General features: G+C 47.7%; 15 protein-coding genes and 1 pseudogene. 1 reads left to right on the forward strand and 15 read right to left on the reverse strand.

Going from position 1 to position 19,329, the window contains the following annotated elements; translation table 11 throughout:
* From H6F51_01710 to H6F51_01775, 14 genes and pseudogenes are all read right to left on the reverse strand, one after another.
* On the reverse strand, window positions 1–1,398 hold a 1,398-nt coding region (locus tag H6F51_01710; protein ID MBD1821235.1), incomplete at its 3' end, for a hypothetical protein.
* Window positions 1,399–1,517: 119 nt separating this feature from the next.
* Entirely contained in the window at window positions 1,518–1,811 is a 294-nt protein-coding gene (locus tag H6F51_01715; protein MBD1821236.1) for a hypothetical protein, read from the reverse strand.
* 194 nt (window positions 1,812–2,005) lie between these two features.
* Complete coding sequence (locus tag H6F51_01720; protein ID MBD1821237.1) at window positions 2,006–2,824, reverse strand: SGNH/GDSL hydrolase family protein; 819 nt, start codon at window positions 2,822–2,824, stop codon at window positions 2,006–2,008.
* Window positions 2,812–3,690, reverse strand: a complete 879-nt coding sequence (locus H6F51_01725) for an SDR family oxidoreductase (protein MBD1821238.1) — start codon at window positions 3,688–3,690, stop codon at window positions 2,812–2,814. The genes H6F51_01720 and H6F51_01725 overlap by 13 nt, the downstream gene beginning before the upstream one ends.
* Before the next feature lie 109 nt (window positions 3,691–3,799).
* On the reverse strand, window positions 3,800–5,404 hold the full coding sequence (locus tag H6F51_01730) for a DUF4070 domain-containing protein (protein ID MBD1821239.1): 1,605 nt from the start codon (window positions 5,402–5,404) through the stop codon (window positions 3,800–3,802).
* Window positions 5,405–5,432: 28 nt separating this feature from the next.
* Window positions 5,433–6,794: an NAD(P)-binding domain-containing protein gene (locus tag H6F51_01735; GenBank protein MBD1821240.1), complete on the reverse strand. Its 1,362-nt coding sequence runs from the start codon at window positions 6,792–6,794 to the stop codon at window positions 5,433–5,435.
* Between the two features lie 44 nt (window positions 6,795–6,838).
* Complete coding sequence (locus H6F51_01740) at window positions 6,839–7,909, reverse strand: fatty acid desaturase (protein ID MBD1821241.1); 1,071 nt, start codon at window positions 7,907–7,909, stop codon at window positions 6,839–6,841.
* Between the two features lie 122 nt (window positions 7,910–8,031).
* Entirely contained in the window at window positions 8,032–8,502 is a 471-nt protein-coding gene (locus H6F51_01745; protein MBD1821242.1) for a lipocalin-like domain-containing protein, read from the reverse strand.
* Between the two features lie 136 nt (window positions 8,503–8,638).
* A complete protein-coding gene (locus H6F51_01750; protein ID MBD1821243.1) occupies window positions 8,639–9,532 on the reverse strand; it encodes a class I SAM-dependent methyltransferase in 894 nt (297 codons plus the stop codon).
* A 105-nt stretch (window positions 9,533–9,637) separates the two neighbouring features.
* The gene (locus H6F51_01755; GenBank protein ID MBD1821244.1) at window positions 9,638–9,907 is read right to left on the reverse strand and encodes an acyl carrier protein; all 270 of its coding nucleotides are present in this window, start codon (window positions 9,905–9,907) and stop codon (window positions 9,638–9,640) included.
* A 79-nt stretch (window positions 9,908–9,986) separates the two neighbouring features.
* On the reverse strand, window positions 9,987–10,919 hold the full coding sequence (locus H6F51_01760) for an acyl-CoA desaturase (protein ID MBD1821245.1): 933 nt from the start codon (window positions 10,917–10,919) through the stop codon (window positions 9,987–9,989).
* 31 nt (window positions 10,920–10,950) lie between these two features.
* Entirely contained in the window at window positions 10,951–12,687 is a 1,737-nt protein-coding gene (locus H6F51_01765; GenBank protein MBD1821246.1) for a fatty acyl-AMP ligase, read from the reverse strand.
* Complete coding sequence (locus tag H6F51_01770) at window positions 12,684–13,409, reverse strand: hypothetical protein (GenBank protein MBD1821247.1); 726 nt, start codon at window positions 13,407–13,409, stop codon at window positions 12,684–12,686. Before H6F51_01770 ends, H6F51_01765 begins: the two co-directional genes overlap by 4 nt.
* A 488-nt stretch (window positions 13,410–13,897) precedes the next feature.
* Window positions 13,898–15,089 (reverse strand): annotated as a pseudogene (locus H6F51_01775) (IS256 family transposase).
* 147 nt (window positions 15,090–15,236) lie between these two features.
* On the opposite strand from H6F51_01775, the gene H6F51_01780 reads away from it, so the two are divergent.
* Window positions 15,237–16,106 (forward strand): alpha/beta hydrolase, encoded by an 870-nt coding sequence (locus H6F51_01780; GenBank protein MBD1821248.1) that lies wholly within the window; start codon window positions 15,237–15,239, stop codon window positions 16,104–16,106.
* Window positions 16,107–16,573: 467 nt separating this feature from the next.
* On the opposite strand, the gene H6F51_01785 is transcribed toward H6F51_01780, so the two are convergent.
* Window positions 16,574–19,234 carry a CHAT domain-containing protein gene (locus H6F51_01785; GenBank protein ID MBD1821249.1) on the reverse strand — a complete coding sequence of 887 codons (2,661 nt, stop codon included), beginning with the start codon at window positions 19,232–19,234 and terminating at the stop codon, window positions 16,574–16,576.
* Window positions 19,235–19,329 lie beyond the last annotated feature (95 nt).

Here is a 19,329-nt window from a genome sequence, read left to right on the forward strand (position 1 = left end):
CCCTGCGATTTGTTTTTCAAAGGCGGGAAGGGCTTCGCGGATTGCCGCGATCGCGTACTCTGGCAAGCTCGAACCCAAATCTCCTAAATGCACACCCGGCGCGTAGGACGGCAACACACTGCCAAACTCGCGCGACGGACGATCGGCAATAAAGTCTCCCACTAATTGCCCTGGAGCCTCATAGGTTCCGCCCCCTAACTCAAACGCCCGCATCTCCAACTGTCGCTGCAAAGCAATCCCCCCTAAAGGACTCCCTGGATAATCTTCGGGCGTAATGCCAACGACAATCCCACTATTGGCATTGCGTTCATTGCGAGAATACTGGCTCATGCCATTCGTGACGACATGCCCTGGCTCTGAAGTCGCAGCAACGACTAATCCACCGGGACACATACAGAAGCTATACACCGATCGCCCATTTTTGGCATGATGCACTAACTTATAATCTGCCGCTCCCAATCGTCGATCGCCTGCATATTGTCCGTATCGGGCGCGATCAATCACGGGCTGCGGATGCTCAATCCGGAACCCGATCGAGAACGGTTTCGGCTCAATATAAACGCCTTGATCGAACAACATCTGGAACGTATCGCGGGCGCTGTGTCCAACCGCTAGCACCACATACCGACCTTCAAGGATTTCTCCGCTGTCTAAGCGAACGCCCTGCACCTGCCGATTCTCGATCAAGACCTCTTCGACTCGGCTTTGGAAGCGAATCTCACCGCCCAAGGATTCGATCGTGGCTCTCATCTTCTCAACGATTCCCACCAGCTTAAATGTCCCAATATGCGGACGATTCACATACAGGATCTCCGGTGAAGCGCCCGCATTGACCAATTCCGTCAACACTTTCCGCCCATAGTGTTGCGGATCGCGAACCTGGCTGTAGAGTTTGCCATCGGAGAACGTTCCTGCTCCGCCTTCGCCAAACTGGGCATTCGATTCCGGATTAAAGTCGGCTCTCTTTTTCCAAAAGCCAAACGTATCTGCCGTGCGATCTCGGACTTGTTTCCCCCGCTCCAGCAGAATCGGGCGAAATCCCATCCGCGCCAGCATCAGTCCCGCAAACATCCCACAGGGACCCGTGCCAATCACGATCGGGCGCTCTGTAAATCCTTTCGGAGCTTGAGCCACGATCCGATAGCTCATATCTGGTGTCTCTTTCACCCGCCGATCTTTCTTAAACCGTTGCAGCACTCGTTTTTCTTGCTTTATTTCTACGTCCAGAATATAGACCGCAGTAATCTTTTCCCCTCGATTGCGGGCATCATAGCTACGCTTAAAAATGGAATACCCAACCAATTCTTCTGCTGTAAGGTGCAGCATATCGAGAATGGCGCTTTCAATTTCCGCTTCAGTATGATCTAACGGGAGCTTTATTTCACTAAGTCGCAGCATAATCCAGAGTCCAACCGACAAAGTTCAGGATAACGTCTCCGCGACACAACCTATACAACACCGTAGCCGGTGTAGGGGCGCTTACGGCATAGCTCTGCTCGGTCTTCAGATTCACAAGTCTAATCAGCGATACTTCCAACCCCCTTTTCAGCCTGACTGGCGCTGCCATTGTAGTACCAGTCCAGCCCAAGGGTCGTTTTGCCACTTTTGCGGATAAATGAGCTATCCATCACTCCCAAGAGACCTTGCCCGGTTTCAAGACTGACTTCCACAATGCTTAAGTTCAATTCCACAAAGTCGAAGGAGTGCTCATACTGCCGTCGATAGGTTTTCTCATTCAAATCGCTGTATCGACTGAGATTGCTAAAGTTCACCTTGCCGCACACCACCACAATCGTCGTGAATAAGGTCACGAGAAACTTCAATTGCGGTTTGCAAGATGACCCACTTTTTCAAGTTGGCTCTGTACAATTTCCATATGGCTATTCGTCCGGCGCGTTTTTACTTATCAGCACCTTAAGGGACGAATAGTTTTCCTGTCGAGTCCCCCTAAAAACTGTCTGAAGTATTGATTTAGAGCGAAATCTAGTTAAGTTGACGATGCTGGCTAAAGATATAGATAGGCATTGGAATTTAACTGAGCGGTTTCGGCTTCTGGTTGCACCAAGATATTGAACGCCGTTTCTGCAATAAGTTTATGAGCAGCAGTGGTAATGTGAATGCCATCCCAGAATAGAAAATGCTCTGGGGATTGATGATTAAACTGACCGCTGAGATAAGCGTGCTGAGTATTCGTCAAGCCAAACGGGAGGGAATTGGTCATAACGCGCTGATAGAGGTTACAGGCATCCAGTAAAATAATTCGGGCAGCAGGTAATTCCTCCTGAATTCGCTCCAAAGCGCGACATAGATTGAGATTGTGTGCCTTGGACAATGCACTGAGAGCTTCAGCATTATCACGAATGCGTGTGGCGGGAAGTTGTCCCAAATCCGGCAGGTTTGCCACCAGGATTCTTCTACCTCCCAATCTTGCCACTTCAGCGATCGCCCTGGTCAACGCCTCTACGGGTAGGACTGGGTTCGTTTCTCCCTGAAAATAATCATTTGCACCAATCCAGAAGATATAAAGCGCAGATGAGTTTATCTGGACATGGGACTGGAGAAACGACTGCAACTGCACCCCAAGATTGGGAGCGAGCATACTGACCCGGCTTGCGGTTGCTCCACCTCGCGCATAGTTAGTGATATGTTCTGGAGCAATGCCGAACTGCTCTGCCAGATATTCCACCCAGACGCGACCATTAGAAAACCGTCCTTGAAAATAGGGGGGATCTGCCGGATAGGTTCTACCGTTTATCTCAAACAGACTGCCACTATCTGAAAGACTGTCCCCAAAAATATAGAAGTGGTCGATTAGGCTAGGCATTGTTTCTTGAGCTCCTGGTTCTGGGCTGCGGTGGCAGTAACGGCTCGTTTGGCAATCCGATCAGTTAACGCTGGGATGAGAAGCTTAACCCATCGCCCAAATTGGGCACGGTTGGACATCATGAGTTGCCGTTTACGGGAGGCGATCGCTCGGAGCATCTGCGCGACACAGACCTGGGTTGTCATTGCCTTCTGATAGTTCACGGTATGGCTGATATCGTGAGGCTGACCATCTGCCCCAATCACATGACTATGCATTCCCGTCGCTACAATATCAGGAAACAAAACAGTGACGCTCACTCCTGAATTCATCAGTTCAATTCGCAGGGAATCAAAGAATCCCATCATGGCATGTTTGCTGGCAACATAGCCGCTGCGGGTTGGAACCCCATTCAGAGCAGCGACACTGGCAACTGCGGCAACTCGTCCACCCGTCTGTTTAAGAAAGGGTAAGGCGTAGTAGGTACAGTAAGCACTACCCAGATAGTTAACCTGCATCAAGTGTTCCAGCAGATGAATATCTTCAATCTCCTCGACAGTGGAATACATCGTGATGCCCGCATTGTTGATTAAAGTGTCAATGCAACCGTAGGTGACGATCGTTTGCTGAATTAACTGTTGACACTGATGGCGATCGCTGACATCGGCCGGAACAGCCAGTGCCTCACCGCCACGCTCTCGACACCGGGACGCGACTGCTTCTAGCTTTTCAGTTTCCGGGGAAGCCAGCACGAGTCGAGCCTGCTGAACTGCAAGCTGGTAAGCCAGTTCTTCGCCAATGCCGGATGAGGCTCCGGTAATAATCACAACCTGATTTTGAAACGATCGACCAGAAGGACGAACGGAATGAAAAGGTTGGTGAATCATAGTGGTTTTTTGAGACAAATTTGAGGGTTTTGTGCCTCCTGAATCCTCCAATTCTGTGGAACGTTGAAGGGCTTGGAGGCAAAGTTGGAAAGTTCTGGCAGGTCTTGTACTAAGCAATCAGCTCAACAGTCTGGGGCATAGCGTCTATTTGGGGTACAGTGTCCTTTTCCTGGGCAATTCTGGCTTCGTTGGCTTTAAATTCCTCTAGCTGCTGGCTAATCTCACGGCAAACAATTTCGCGGTAGTCCAGAAAGTGTTCAAGCCGGGCACAAACCGCAATAAATTCTGCCAGACGGCTACGCTTGTGACGCATAATGCCGAAGAAGTTTCTCCAGAATAGCCTGCGTGTTTGGCTAACGACACCTTGTCGCCAGAGGATCTTAAACAAAGCCTTGACTTCTAGCCACTGCATTTTCGGTGCGCTGGATTTGTGATTTGGCTCTGCCATCATCAAGTAGTGGCGATATGCCCGATCGAGAAACTTAGCAGGATCATAGAGTTTCCAGAAGGAGTCAATATATTCCTGAGCAATTTCCTCGATGGGGCGAGTGGGAACAAAGTTCATTAGCGTGGTCTGGTTCACGTCGCCAGATTGCAGCCGCAACCGTTCTTCTTTTTCCAGGCGATGCCAGAGGGCGGTGTCGGGAAGTGCCTGCAACATACTGAAAAAGGCGATCGGAATACTGGTTTCCTCCACAAATTGAACGATGCGATTGCCCGCTCCCGTTTCTTCTCCATCAAAGCCGATGATGAATCCAGACATGACCATTAGCCCAGATTTGATAATGGCAGTCACAGAGTCGTAGAGCGAATTACGAGTATTTTGATGCTTTTTCGTCAGATTCAGACTTTCCTCATCGGGAGTCTCAATTCCCAGGAACACGGCATAGAAATTGCAGGCAACCATCAGATCCATTAGCTCCTGATCTTCTGCCAGGTTGACTGATGCTTCGGTGAAGAACTTGAAGGGATAGCCATGTTCTGCCATCCACACTTTCAGCTCCAGCAATAGCAGTTTGACATTGCGCTTGTTGCCAATAAAGTTATCGTCCACCATAAACACGCGACCCCGCCAGCCCAGCTTATGAAGGGCTTCCAGTTCTAGGATCAGTTGCGACGGCATTTTGGTGCGAGGTTTGCGTCCATACAGCACAATAATGTCGCAAAATTCGCACTGGAAGGGACAGCCCCGTGAGAACTGAACCGCCATCGAATCGTAGGCTGAAAGCTCCAACAGGTCGAAGCGAGGAATGGGGGTTTGGGTGATATCAGGCTTTTCTGTTGCCCGAAATGTTCCTTTAAGCGCGCCCTGTTGCAGTGCCTCCACAAACATGGGAAGGGTAATTTCTCCCTCATCCAGAACCAGGTAATCTGCGCCCATTGCCTTCGCTTCCTGTGGAAGAGCCGTGGGATAGGGTCCACCAACTGCTACAGATTTCCCATGCTGCTTTGCGAGATGAATCTGACGGCAAAAATCCTCCTTCTGCACAATCATGGCAGAAATAATCACCAGATCCGCCCACTCCCACTCCGCCTCCGATACTGGACGCACGTTACAATCCACCAGCTTAAAGTTCCAGTCCTGGGGAAGAATGGCGGCAACCGTAATTAGTCCAAGCGGGGGCATGAGAGCTTTTTTGCCCACTAACTCCAGGGCTTTTTCAAACGACCAGAAACTTTTCGGAAAGAGCGGATATACCAGCAGTACTTTCATTAGAGCCTCATTTTTCCTGAACTAAAAATTAAACAAGATGCTCAGATACAGTTTCATGACCCGTCTGGGATACAACACGCGATCGCGGCTGTTTTTTAGCCTTGCGTTTCATTTCTCGCTTGATCTGATTAACATAGGGATGCCAATCCACTTGCATCGTATGGCGTGGGGAGTCTACATATTGCTGCTTGACGCGCTTTTCTTCGATCTCCATTTCCCGTTTAATTTCCACCGGACTAGGCAATACAACCTCGCCTGCCAAAATGTCAGCAACCCATTTAGACTGCCATTCTGCGATCGGCATAATTGCTCCAATCGGTTGAAATAGTCCGATGAAGTAGAGATTGGGATAGTTGGGATGAATGACCCGCTTGTAGAGTGGCAGATGATTGTTCTCTGGATTGATAAAGTTCTTGTCAAAGAAGGGGAAAGAAATCTGGTAGCCTGTACCGTACACAATCACATCGATCGCTTCTTCTGTGCCATCTTCAAACCGAACGCGATCGCCTGATAGTTCTTTGACATTGGGCTTCATTTTGACTCTGCCATAGCCCACCATGTTTAATAGATCCGATGTGATCGTGGGATGCTCGCTGAGGAACGGGTGTTTGGGAACAGGGACACCCAATTCAGCCTGGGAACCTCGCGAGAGGAAGAGCAGTATTTGTCCATAAATTCGGCGCATCCACAGGGGCATTGCAAAGAAGAAGGGGGTCAGATAGCTGTCTAGCGGGCGACCTAGCATATACTTCGGTAGGATGTAAGCACTGCGCCGAGTTGATAGAAAAGTCTGATTGGCAATTCGAGCGGTTTCACAGGCAATATCACAAGCAGAATTTCCAATCCCGACCACCAGAATGTTTTTATCTGCCATACCATCCGGCGTTTTGTAATGGTGGGAGTGCATCACCGTACCGGAAAACTCGCCAGGGAAGTTAGGATACTTGGGATGCCAGTGATGTCCGTTCGCCACAATCACAGCTTTATAGGATTCAGTTCGTTCACCTGCATCATTCCGGGTTGTAACGTTATAGGTGCCATCGCTGAGCGGTTCAACTCGAACTACCTCAGTTTTAAAGGTAATTTTGTGGCGGAATCCGAAGTGATCAACATAAGCCTCGAAGTAATTGAGAATTTGGCTGTGTCTCGCATAATCGGGATAGTCATCTGGCATCGGAAAGTCTGAATACTCCATATTCCGCTTCGAGGAGTTGATATGAAGCGATTTATAGGCGGAAGACATCCCGTTATCATTCAGGTAACGCCAGTTGCCACCCACCCCCGAACCTTTTTCAAAGCAGTCGAAGGGAATTCCTTTTTGATGCAAAATCTTGGCTGTAGCAATTCCAGAGGAACCTGCACCAATAATACAAACGCGATCGAGAGTCATAGCTACTTTCTCCTGAGAATAAAAAGGGTTGCAGAGTGGGATTTCTATTTCTGTAAACTTGTTAGAGTGGCAAAGGTCGATCGCTTGCAGAGCTGTTTCCAAGCTTCTCCAATGGGGATCTGATTGTACTGTTCGGGGAAATGCTGCTTCAGCAGTTGGCTCACCAGAGGATAATAATCCGAGTGCATTGATGGGAATAGATGATGCTCTATGTGATAAGAAAAATTGCTGTGCAGCAGATTAAAGATTGGATGAACGATAACAGACGTTGTGGCGGTCAAGGAATCATTTTCTAGTGTAACTGGATTGAGAAAATGATTGGTTTTAATGTAAACCATGAGAAAAGAAGATGCGAATAGCGGAGGCAAAATACCAATAAAGAAATACCTCCTGAAATCACAGCCTAGGCTTACAAAGAGTAATGCTTGCAGCGCAGTAATAATTCCAAGTTCTCCAATGACTGCAAGCCGCTCCTTCTGCGTGTAGGGCTTTTGATAGGGAACAAAATGATAGGTACTCTTCTCTGTCCAGAAAACTCCAATGATGTTGCGGCTGATATAGCTAACGAAGTGGATCATCTGAATGGGATTAAACAGCCAGGGAAACCGCTTGAATCCTTGAGGATAAAAAACCAAGCTGTAAACTTTTCGCAACCAAGTTTCCTCAAAATCTAACCAGGGACGATCGGGGTCTTTCAATGTGCCTGTATAGGGGTGGTGCGTCTGGTTATGAACATGAATCCACATTGTTCTTGGAATAAGACTCAAGCCCCATGAGGGCACTTCTAAGCAATCTTTCAATAATCCCTGGGGCAATACGGCACCGTGGCTTAAATTATGAGCAAAGAGGGTTAATCCGGCTGTACTGTGAGCATAGAGCAAGGAAACGAAGACGAGCAAGACTGGGTTTGTAGTCGAGCGGGCAAGAAAAATACTAGCCACAACAAGAGCAAGCCAAAATAAAAAGTAGAGAACAGAACTTGGCTTGCGTTGAAATGCCTCTTTTGGAAGCAAGGGACGGATCACTCGAATATAGTCAGCATCCGTATGGTGATTGGTAGAGTCAGCTTCAGAAGAAGTTGCTCCAGACGATGAGAAATTTGAAGCTGTATACATGGCTGTAGTCTAGTTCTGGGTAGCACCTATCAACTGGAGAAAAAGAAGGGAGAGGATGTATTGCCCTATATTGTTCTTTGTTCAAACATCCTCTAGAACTGATTAGCGACTATGGGGCTGACTCATGAAGCAGTCGCGGCTGCATAAACTGGAGCTTGGGGCTGGAAGGTTTCTACCCGTTCCCAAATCAGATAGCCTACTTGCTCAATGCCATAAACCACCATTTGAGGTGTGCTGAGGGTAAGACGATCGCCATCCAGATCAACAAAGCGAACCTGATCAATGCCAACCCAGTTCGGGAAGAAACTGACATCAACGTGGTGAATCACTTTGTTATCTTCCAGCTTGTAGCTGCCGCAGTAGGAAATATAGGAATCTGCTGCTGCAATTTTTTCTTCCGGCGTGCCTCCGGCAATATCTCCCGCTAGGAATCGTTGGCGGTTTGCCTTCATAATTGCTACCGACACAAAGCCATTTTCGGTGTAGACGATATAACCTGCGGGATCAGATCCCAAGGGTTGAAACACACGACCGTCAGTGGTTCGAGTTTCGCAGCTTACCAGTTTCCAGGTTCCAACGATTTGATTAGACATGATTTCCTTTAGGCTATAAGTTGAGAGATGAATTCAGAGATGAGTACAAGCCTTGCACTTGCAAGCTTTTTGATCAATCAGACCTACTGAAAGCAAATTTGATTCGAGTGTGGGCAGCAAGTTCTACGATCGCCCATTACCCAATGCGCCGCAGAGTGAGACGCAGCAGCAGCAGATCACCAGTTAGGAACCCAAGCAGTGCCAGATAGAGGTAACGTTCGTAGCGCTGAAACACCACCTCTCCAGCCGCCTGAACTACCTCGGCGCGATGTGCTCTCAGATTCTTCAGCCAAACTTCCAGCGTTTTTACATAATCCAGGCGATCGTTTCTCACCGTGACGATTTCAAAAATGCCTTCTGCGGCTTCTGCAATCTCTGCCAAGCGGGGTGAGTCCGATTCAGGAAAGATTTCTTCGTTGGCGAACTTTGCACCCGGTAGCTTCTGCACTTCTTCCGGTTTGCGCTTTCCGTAAGCAATTGTTTGCAGCGACATCGAACCACCGGGATTCAGCCATCCATGGCAGCGTTGAAAGAACGATCGATAAACCTCAATCTTTTCTGCACTAGATAGCTCTGGCTTCACAAAATGCTCAAACGCGCCAACCGATATAATGGCATCAAACGGAGCAGTCGGCTCATAGTTCTGCCATCCTTCCAAATTCACCTCGATTTGAGGATGATTCAGTGCCCGCACCCAGTCTGCCTGTGCTTCACTTAGGGTCAGCCCGATCGCCTGTTGAACACCATGTTCGTTGACCAATCGCTTGAGGATGCCGCCCCAGCCGCAGCCGATATCTAACACCCGCTTTTTCCCTTGCGCTCTTGCCTGTTCGATGTGGTAATCAATTTTGCGAATCTGTGCTTTCTCCAGATTGGTGGTTGGTTCGTTTTCTTCCCAAAGCGCACAGGAATAAACCATCGTAGGGTCAAGCCAGAGTTGATAAAAATCATTGCCGACATCGTAGTGATGCTGGATTGCAGCAGCAGAAGCTCCGGTAGAGGTTGACAGTGTAGAAGTTGCAGCGTTCATAGTTTTGCCTGTGATGCTTGATTGGAACTGTTGTTGATTGAATGTTGATTGAACTGATGAATCATCTCAGTTTGCGAATTTAGTCAAAGTTGAGGCTGATTGGAGCTAATTCGCAGCAAGACGTTGAGCCAAAACTTCGATCGACGGAAGATCATACAGGAGGGTAGGATTCAGTTCATGTCCCAATTGGTCTTCCAAATAGCAAATCAAACTAATTGCGGTTGCTGAATCTAAACCGTATTGATCAAAAGCAGCTTTCGTATCAACTTGAGCAGGTTCAATGTCCAACACTTTTGCAACGAAATCGACAATCCAGCCTTGAATAACATCTGCTGTAGGAGATGCTTGAGTAGAAACAGAAACATTAGCTTGCATGGTGATTCTCCTAGAAATGAGGAATTAATTTGAGATCGAATGAGAACCCGTTTGGGTGGGAACTTTCTTGAACCTTTGTTCAAATCTTTTTGGCTTGAATCATGGCTTCTGTGGGAACAGTCACATCCCATGCCAGTCCAGTCATTTCCAGTAGCCGAATTACCCAGTAACCGAGATCAATCTGCCACCAGTCAAGTCCAAACTTTGCGGAGTTCTGGAAAGCGTGGTGGTTGTTATGCCAGGATTCCCCAGCGGTTGGTAACGCTAACCAAATGTTATTCACGCTGCGATCGCTGGTTTGAAAAGGACGCTGCCCCCATAGATGACAAACTGAGTTAATGCACCAGGTCGTATGTTGGGCGAAGTAGAGACGAATCACACCCCCTAACCAGAAACCGTGCCAGACACCCATCCAACTTTGCGTAACTATTCCAGTGACGATCGCAGGAAACACCAGCCCTAAAACAATCCAGCTGTAGTACCAGCGGCTTACTTTCAGAATTGCCTGATCTCGCAAGAGTTCCGGTGCATAGTAGACAGGATTTGGATATTCGTACTCCCATTTCCAGAACAGATGGGAATACCACAACCCCAGTAACTTATTAGGCGCAGTATGGGGAGAATGGGTATCTTCAGGTTGGTCGCTGAAGCGGTGATGGTGACGATGGTTTGCAACCCAGGACAGAACTGGGCCTTGAGCACTCATCGAACCCAGAATAACTAATAGCTGACGAATGACGGGATGAGCGTTGAAGCTACGGTGGGTAAAGAGCCGATGATAACCAACGGTGATACCTGTGCTGGTCAGAAAACACATTCCAAGAAAAACGATGCTGTCAATCAGAGTCAGCGATTCATGCCACAGTAGAGCGATCGCGATCATACATCCAATCAGAGGCACGACATCACAGATTAAGAAATGGCGTTTCTGCATCAGTTTGATGTAGCTGTTACTGATCAGTCTCTTCTTAAGGGGCGACTTCTCTGAATCGGGAGAAACTGTAGCTTGCATATTCGGGTTCCTCATCGGCTAACTGTTAGATCTAAACGGGAGCAGGGATTTGATTTTGGGCGAGCACAACTTCTAGCTTCTGTGCGAGAAAACGTTCCCGGCAGGCGAAGCGACGAATCTTACCACTGGAAGTTCTGGGAATACTGCTCGGTTTAATCAGCGTGACGGTGTGAATCTGTAATTCATGCTCTCGTAGGACTGCCTGCCGAATCTGACCCGTCACTTCCTCGATATTGAGATTGCGGAAATGCTGGCGATTCACTTCCTGCACAGCGATTAAGCGTGTCTCACCGTGATGCTCGATCGTAAAGACTGCCCCGCTACCCCCCTTACAAGCTGGATGACTCTGCTGCATCGTTGTTTCAATATCTTGGGGATAGTAGTTGCGCCCTCGAATAATAATCAAGTCTTTCAACCGTCCAGTGATATAGAGTTCTCCGTCTTGCATAAACCCTAAATCACCTGTACGCAAGAAGAAATCTTCACTTTCAAAGAGGGAACCGCGAAAGTAAGCAATCGTTGCTCCAACATTGTTCCAGTATCCCTTAGCAACACTGGCACCAGAAACCCAAATCTCACCAATTTCATTCGGTAGGCAGCGCACTTGCGTATCAGGATTCACGACAATGACGTTAAGGTCAGACAGAGGTTGACCACAGCTTACTAAAGTTTGAGTTTTTGTTTCTCCAGCAGGAGCAAGAATGATTTGATTTTGACTCAGAGCATCCTGATCAACAGATTGCATCTTAGGAACAGTTGCCTTATTGCCTCCCGAAACAATCAGCGTTGTTTCTGCCATACCATAGCAGGGATAGAAAGCTTCTCGGCGGAATCCACAAGGCGCGAAGAAATTAGAGAACTGCTCGATCGTTTCTGCCCGCACGGGTTCTGCGCCACTAAATGCCACTTCCCAACTGCTGAGGTCAAGGCTAGCACGCTGTTCTTCGGTCACACGCTGCACACAAAGGTCATAGGCAAAGTTGGGTCCACCACTGGTGGTTGCTTGATACCGAGAAATTGCCTGAAGCCAGTAAAACGGTCTGTACAAAAAGGTAGTTGGAGACATCAGCACGACAGGGAAATTGGCATACATCGGTTGGAGAATGCCTCCAATCAATCCCATATCGTGGTAGGACGGCAACCAGATTACACCACAGCTCTCAGATGAATGCCCAAATGCCTGATGAATCAGAGATGAGTTGTGCAACAGATTACCCTGAGTAACCATCACGCCCTTAGGAGCTGCTGTTGAGCCAGAGGTATATTGCAGAAACGCGATCGACTCTTTGCTAATTTCCGGCATTCGCCATTCAGACCGCGAGATTTCAGAGAGTCCGTCGGTGGCAATCCATTGCAGATCGTGTAGGTCTGGCAGATTGTTCAATTGCGGTTTTACAATCGACAACACCTGCTGATTCGTTAACGCAAACTTAGGTTGGGCATTCTCAACAATGGCTTGCAGGCGACTGAGTGATCGATTCGGACGAGGTGGGTAGGCAGGAACCGCGATCGCTCCTGCGTACAAACAACCGAAGAAGGCAGCGATAAAGTCGAGTCCAGGTGGATAGAGTAGAAGCACCCGCGCTTGATTAGCGCCCTGACTTTGCAATGCAGCAGCGATCGTTGTTGCTTGCTGATGCAGTTTCAGGTAAGTCAAGCTGGACTGCTCAACTCCAGACTCATTGAGAAAACGGTAGCCAATGCGATCGGGATAACAGGCGGCGCGTTCCTGTAGCAGATCCACAAAAGTTGAGGGTTCGGTCATCATGAGCCAATTCGTAGAGCGGGAGTGAGTGAAGAGGAGGAAGCATTTGAGGCAGTTTCTGAAGTGAAACTGATGGAAGTATCAAGGTTGGATTGTGCCAGTGTCGCTTCGATTTCAGTGGACAGAAAAGGATTGATATTCAACTCAGCTCGAATTTGATCGATCGGCATTTCCCAAAGTTCTTGCCAAGGAATACCAAACAGAGATTTTGCCCGTCTGCCCATAATCCAGCCCCGCACCACGGCTGCCATCAATTCTTCGCAAAGTTCAATCTCGTAAAGCGCGATCTTCAAGAAGTTCTTGGCTAACAGGGCAACCCAGAAACGAGAAGGATAGAACTGTGCTAGCGAGAAAGTTTCAACCTGAAGTTCCCCTGCTTTTGTTGTATCGCTGCCTGTCACGATATGCCAGATGTCATGAGTTTCAGAAACATAGTTGAACAAATAGATGTAATCGTTGGGCGCAGGTTCACGAACCGGAGGAGGCAACAGCCCATTGCGCTTCATGTGTGCCGCATAGAGGTGACCTAATGTATCAGAAGGAAGCTGGAGCAAGGCATCGAGATCAACTGCCCCTAAATAGCGACGTTCTGCTAATGCCTGTTTTCCTTGAGGCGTGCGAGCAAGGCTTCTGATCATGAGCTGCATACCATGTTCATCCATCAAAGCATCTGCATACTTGCCGATCTGGATGAATGCCCCGTAGGGAGCTTGAACAACCTGCATGAAGCGATAGCCGATGACAAGAGTTTTAAGCTGGTGCTTAAGGGAATTGATGAAGTTCATGCTTTAAAGTTGATAGAGAAGGGAGCAGAGTGCAAATCAGCAGACGAAATTAAACCTGTTCAAACTTAGTAGTTAAGTAGCGATGGAACCTTGTAAGTGAACCTTGAACAGATTTAGAAGAAGTGGTGCATCAATCATCTAAAAAATTTGAGTGAGGATTATTTCGTGGTTGATTTGAATTACATCAGGCAATCGAGGAGAACTAGGGGAGATGCCAACGAAAAGTAGGGAATAATCGGGGAGGAGGATTGCTCCCACTCGCAAATCAAAGGAGACTTTTGATGAAGCACAACTAATTGGCAAGTCGCACTACTGAACTGCTAGGAGGGATAATACTATGTCATAAGAAGTATTGTCAAATATTGCCAAATGTGGTGTACGGGAGGATTACGCTGCATCTTTCCGTTGCTTTAAACGTTGCCTTCGGCTCACGCTGCGGCGTGCCCATGCTCATCAACGCGAATTCCGTCGGTAAATTTCACGCCTTCAATCACCTCCGCCAATTGATTAAATTTCTCGATTCGCAACCATCGCTTCTGATCTGACGGCACCAACTTGAACAGAGCGATAAGATACTGGCTTGGGAAACGCAACCCCTGGTTTTATCGGTTCTCAAACGCACGGTTGCAAAAGTGGATTCAATGGGGTTGGAAATCCGAGTGTGCATTCAATGCTCCGCTGGAAAGTTATAAAATGCCAGCATTGCTTCTCGGTCTTTGATCAAACATTCGATCGTTTTGGGATACTTCACCTCGTAAGTTTCAATGAAACGGTCAAAGGCAATTTCTGCATCTACTTTGGTTGCCGCCAGATAGATATCTTTGAGTGCTTTCTTTGCCTGTGGTTGTTGCGAACTAGGTAGCACATTGAGAATATTCGCCGTTTTATGCACCCAGCACTATTGCACTTGAGTTTGCGGAGAGACTTGATGAATGCTTTCCAAAATCCTAATGCTCCATCGCCAATCGCAAGTTCTGGAGCTTCCTTTAAGCCCTGGTCTTTCAACCGTAACAACAAGCTTTTCCAGTTCAACTCAGCTTCTCGAAATCCGATTTCGAGCCCAAGCAGTTCTTTATGTCCCGTATCCGTCGCCTCAATCAGCACCAAAATACACTGTCAGTTATCTTCGGCTCGGATGTTAAAGTAGACCTCACCTGCCCAGACGAACACATAACACTTCCCTTTGAGGCTGCGGTTTTGCTAGTTTTGATGTTCGTCCACCCACTTTGCCTTCAGACGACTGATAGTACTCGATGGCAATTCAGTCGCATTCACCCCTAACAATAAACTCAATGCCTCTTCAAAATCTCCAGTCGAGATACCTTTGAGGCACAACCACGGCAAGACTTCCTCAAATGAGCGGGAGCGCTTCAAGTAGGGCGGTAACAAGCTCGAATTGAACTTAATTCCGCTCTGGCTTCTATCGCGCACTTTTGGCACTTGCACGGCAACTCCTCCGACTCCGGTGGTGATAGTGCGCTTTGGTAGATGCCCATTTCGCATCACAGCTTTGCGCCCTTGTTCATCGCATAAATGCTGATACTGATCCAGAAAGGTTTGCAGTCCTGCTTCGACCACTTGAGCAATGATTTGTTGTGCGCCCTGCCGAATCAATGCTATGAGTGCATCTGTGAATGTTTTTTGTTGTCGCTGGTGTTCTTAACTCAATCAAGTTATGGTTGTTCATGATGTATTCTTCGCCTGATCTTTTTTGTTTTTCAGCAAGATACGCCTTATTTTTCGTACACTAGATCGAATCATAACTCGATGGCACAACATAGTATTCAGACCGATGGTCATTGTCTATCAATTCTTACACACAACGAAGAATACTCTAGTATTCCTGTTGTGTTTATCCATGGCATTACATTAGTAGCTGATTTCTGGCTCCCAACGTTACCCCCTACCCTGGCAACAACCCCCTGTTACTTCATCAACTTGCCTGCCCACTATCCATCCCAGATACTTCCTGAGACTAAGGTTCTTCCCCTTACCTGTGAGCAACTTGCTACCCAGCTTCACAGAGCAATTCAAGCAGTTGTGGGCGATCGTCCTGTCATTTTAGTTGGGTACTCGGCAGGGGGACTAGCAGCTCTCAGTCTAGCGACTTATTATCCTACTTCAGTCAGCCGTGTTCTCTGCATTTCTGGCTCTGCAAATGGGCAATGGAACGGTGTCATGGGAGGGCTTCAGCGATTGTGTTGCATGGGATATTTAGGCATTTGGCTCTTCAAGCTGATATACAAATTATCAACGTTAAATCCAGTACTCTATCGATGGATAAGTGGACTGTTTGCGGGCGATCGCTCCACTTACTTCGATGCGCCTAGCCTAGAGCCTACCCTCACTGCAGTTTATTCCAAGGCTATTCACCACAACCCTGACGATTTAGCTTATCTATTTCATAGCTTTGCAAGCATGGATCTATCAGAAGAACTGTCTCGCATTCAGTCGCCCGTATTAATCCTGGCAGGGGACTGCGACTCTGTAATTTCTCATCGTCAGACTCAGCATCTCGCGAAAACGATTCCCCAAGTAGAACTCCAAGTTTTACCGGGAATGGGGCATATGTTTTTTGCAGAACGTTTGGCCGAGTATCAGCAAGTTCTAACAAGCTGGGTCACTCAAGCAAGTTGAACAACGTATCACGATCGCCGGCACCTATTAGACCTAATTTAAAGATCAAGAGCCAACGGGGTGCTTGAGCGCTAGCAAATGGATCAGAACGGCTCTTGATCACAGAATCGTTGAATAGGAGTGTAGGGAAAGAGAATTGCGATTGAGCGAGTGGAGCCGTTTGAATTGTTTTTGTGTTGCTTGCGAGCCGATGGGGACACTCGTTGCACAGACACTAATGCTTCTGGATAGCGGGTATGATGAATCGATCGCGTTTTGCTAGAAGTTTAGACTAGAAGAATCGTCAGACTGAAGAGACGACTGAGTGATCGACGGTGGAACCATCCATTGATGCGCCGTTGTAAGTAAGTCCAGCTTTTGCGATCGAATTCGGACTTTGCCGGAAAATGGTTGTAAACTTTTCTGCGGTTGTGTCGCGGCCACTATTGGTCTATTACCTCAGGCTTTCTGGAATATGCAGTCGATTTCTAATTTGTTTCGCCAATTAGCATGAATGCTGCCCAATTTAAGGGGGCAGGATATTGCTTCATCGTCGCCAACATAGCTTGACGTAAGGCTTGGGCTTTATTTGGCTGTTGCTGCAAATTCCGATAAAACTCCGTCATTAATACTGCGGTTGATTCATCGGGGACTGCCCAGAGCGAAACGACAACGCTTGGGACTTGGGCGGCAATCAAGGCACGAGATAAGCCAACCACGCCATCTCCGGTGATTCTGCCTCGTCCGCTGTTACACGCGCTCAGAACGACTAATTCAGCATTCAGTTTGAGGTCGAAAATTTCATTTGCAGTCAGCAATCCATTTTCTTCTAAAGAAGGGTTTCCGGTGGCGATCGTATCTGGCGCAAGCGCGATCGCGCCCGGCACTCCCAATCCGACAAAATCACTCATCAAGCCATGAGTGGCAAGATGAATCAGGCGAGCGCGATTTATTCGTTGCAGTACGTTCGATTTTTTTGCGGCTTCGCCAACCAGTGCAGAAGATTTGAGCATTTGAGCGATCGTCTTTGCCTCTTGCTCTGATCCGGGTAAAGGTGGCAGTTGTTCAGGAGGTTCTCCGATTTCGGTCACTACTTTTGGCATGACCGGATTTCCAATAATTAGAGCTTCGGTTAATTTTTTCTCTGTCTGTTTCTTACCAACAGTTTCTAGTTTTTTTCTTAATTGATCAGTGAGCTCCAAAACTTGAATTGATGACGAGACCGAGATAGTGTGCTGTTCAATCAAGAATTTGCCTTGCGCGTCTTGTAAGGCAGTAAATGGCACAAGCAGGAGCGATCGGTGAGGCACAAAGGTGACTTGAGCATTCGGATCTTTGGGGAGCAGATCTGCGATCGGTTGAATCAAAAGTTCATGCAACCGTCGCAAGGGATGTGCAGCGTCTTGAGTGGCTTTAATGTCCTCATTCAGTGTTGCCCGACCCAGCGAGACTAGATCAGATAGTTCTTCAGGAGCGCAAGACTGAGTATTTTGACATTGCCAAAGCGGTTTTAGATCAACTCGACGTAAGGTAATGTTTCCGGTCGGTTGAATCACCCAGATCAACAGCTCTGATTCGCGCGTTTCTAGCTTGCCATTTACATTAAACTGGGCAGGAATGATCGAGTATTCGACCAGAGTAGCGCGGCGCTTTTGAGCGATTTGTTTGATTTGCGCGATCGTTAAAGAAGCGAGTGGCGATCGAGGTGTTTCTTTTCGGGACGAAAGCACAGAAAGACGGCGATCGAGGAGTTCGGCAAAGGCGCGGGCGCGGGCGCGTTCAGAAATTTCGAGGGCAGCTTCGGGTTGATTTTGAGCGACGAGAACACTTTGGAGATTGCTAAAAGGCGCATTTTGCGTTTCAAAGATAGAAACTTTGAAACTGTCATTGTTGCCAAGCCTTGATCGCAGCGATTCCCAGGTCTTGATCGCTGCTCGAAGAGTTTTTGCGGCTGCGTCTAAATTACCAGATTGGAACCGGACTGCGGCAGCGTTGATCCTGGCAATTCCTTCTTCTCGTCGATTGCTGCGTGAGGAGGCGTAACGCAAATATTGCCCGTAGAACTCTAAGGCTTTATCAGGATTACCCATTTGCGCGTAGATAAGCCCTTGATTGCCCCGAATTCGATAGATCAGCTCGGCATCACGGAGTTTGTTCCAGGCAATGTTCCAGGCTTGCTCATATTGGGCGATCGCGCCTTGATAATTTCCCTGAAAATAAGCAATCCCGCCCAAATTTCCCAAAGCTTCTGCTTCTCCTCTTAGGTCTTGAATCTGACGGGCTAGCGTGAGACGTTTTTGCTGGTACTCAGTTGCTTTGGCATAGTTGCGCTGAGATTGGTAAATTACGCCTAAATTTCCCAGGGCTAACGATTCTATCGATTGATTCTTGATTTTCCGTGCTAGGGTTAACGCCTGTTCTTGATATTGAATCGCTTTGGCACGCTCTCCAAGCGCTTGATAGACAATGCCCAAATCACCGAACGTTTTAGCTTCGCTTACTTGATCATTGAATTTTCGAGATAGGGTAAGACGCTTCTGGTGAAGCTCGATCGCCTTCACATATAGATCTGCTCCAAAGTAGGCATTAGCTAAATTTCCGAATGCTTGGAGTTTTTTATGATCTTGAGTAGCAGTTAAATACTGGTCTAAATAATCAACGGCTTCAGCATAATAATTTCCAGACTGCACATGAGCCAGTCCCAGATTGCCTAATAGCGTTGTTTCTAAGGTTGAATCTAAGTTGTGGGCAATTTTCAAGGCTTGCTGATAGTTGTCGATCGCCTTGTCATACTCACCTTGAACATGGCGTGATAATCCTAAGGCAGCTAACGTCTTAGCAATTTGCTTTGGATCTTGCAATTTGCGAGCTACATCTAAATCAGTTTCAGAAATAGAGATGTCTGGCAATCCTTCGATCGGAAAGTAAGCAATTCCGGTTTTACTTGCTTTTTCTCCTTCCCATTGCAAGCGCTGGAGTGGTTGATAGAGTGTGAGAGGTTGCGCGATCGGGCGTGAAATCGGTCTAGACTGAGCGATTTTCTCGGCTTTGCGCTCTGCACTCATCGCTGTGAACTGTTGGCAAGACAAAGGCTGCCAGGTGAGGAGCAGCGTAAAACAGATAGAGAAGCTAATTTTCTTGAGTAACATAGTTCCTTTCCGGATGGATTTATGTCGATCGTGTGACTGCATTGCTCGCTCGGAGCGATCGCTCTACTGAGTTTTAGCTTCAATAGATGCCGTCG

The organism is Cyanobacteria bacterium FACHB-DQ100, from assembly GCA_014695195.1.
Lineage (GTDB): Bacteria > Cyanobacteriota > Cyanobacteriia > Leptolyngbyales > Leptolyngbyaceae > Leptolyngbya.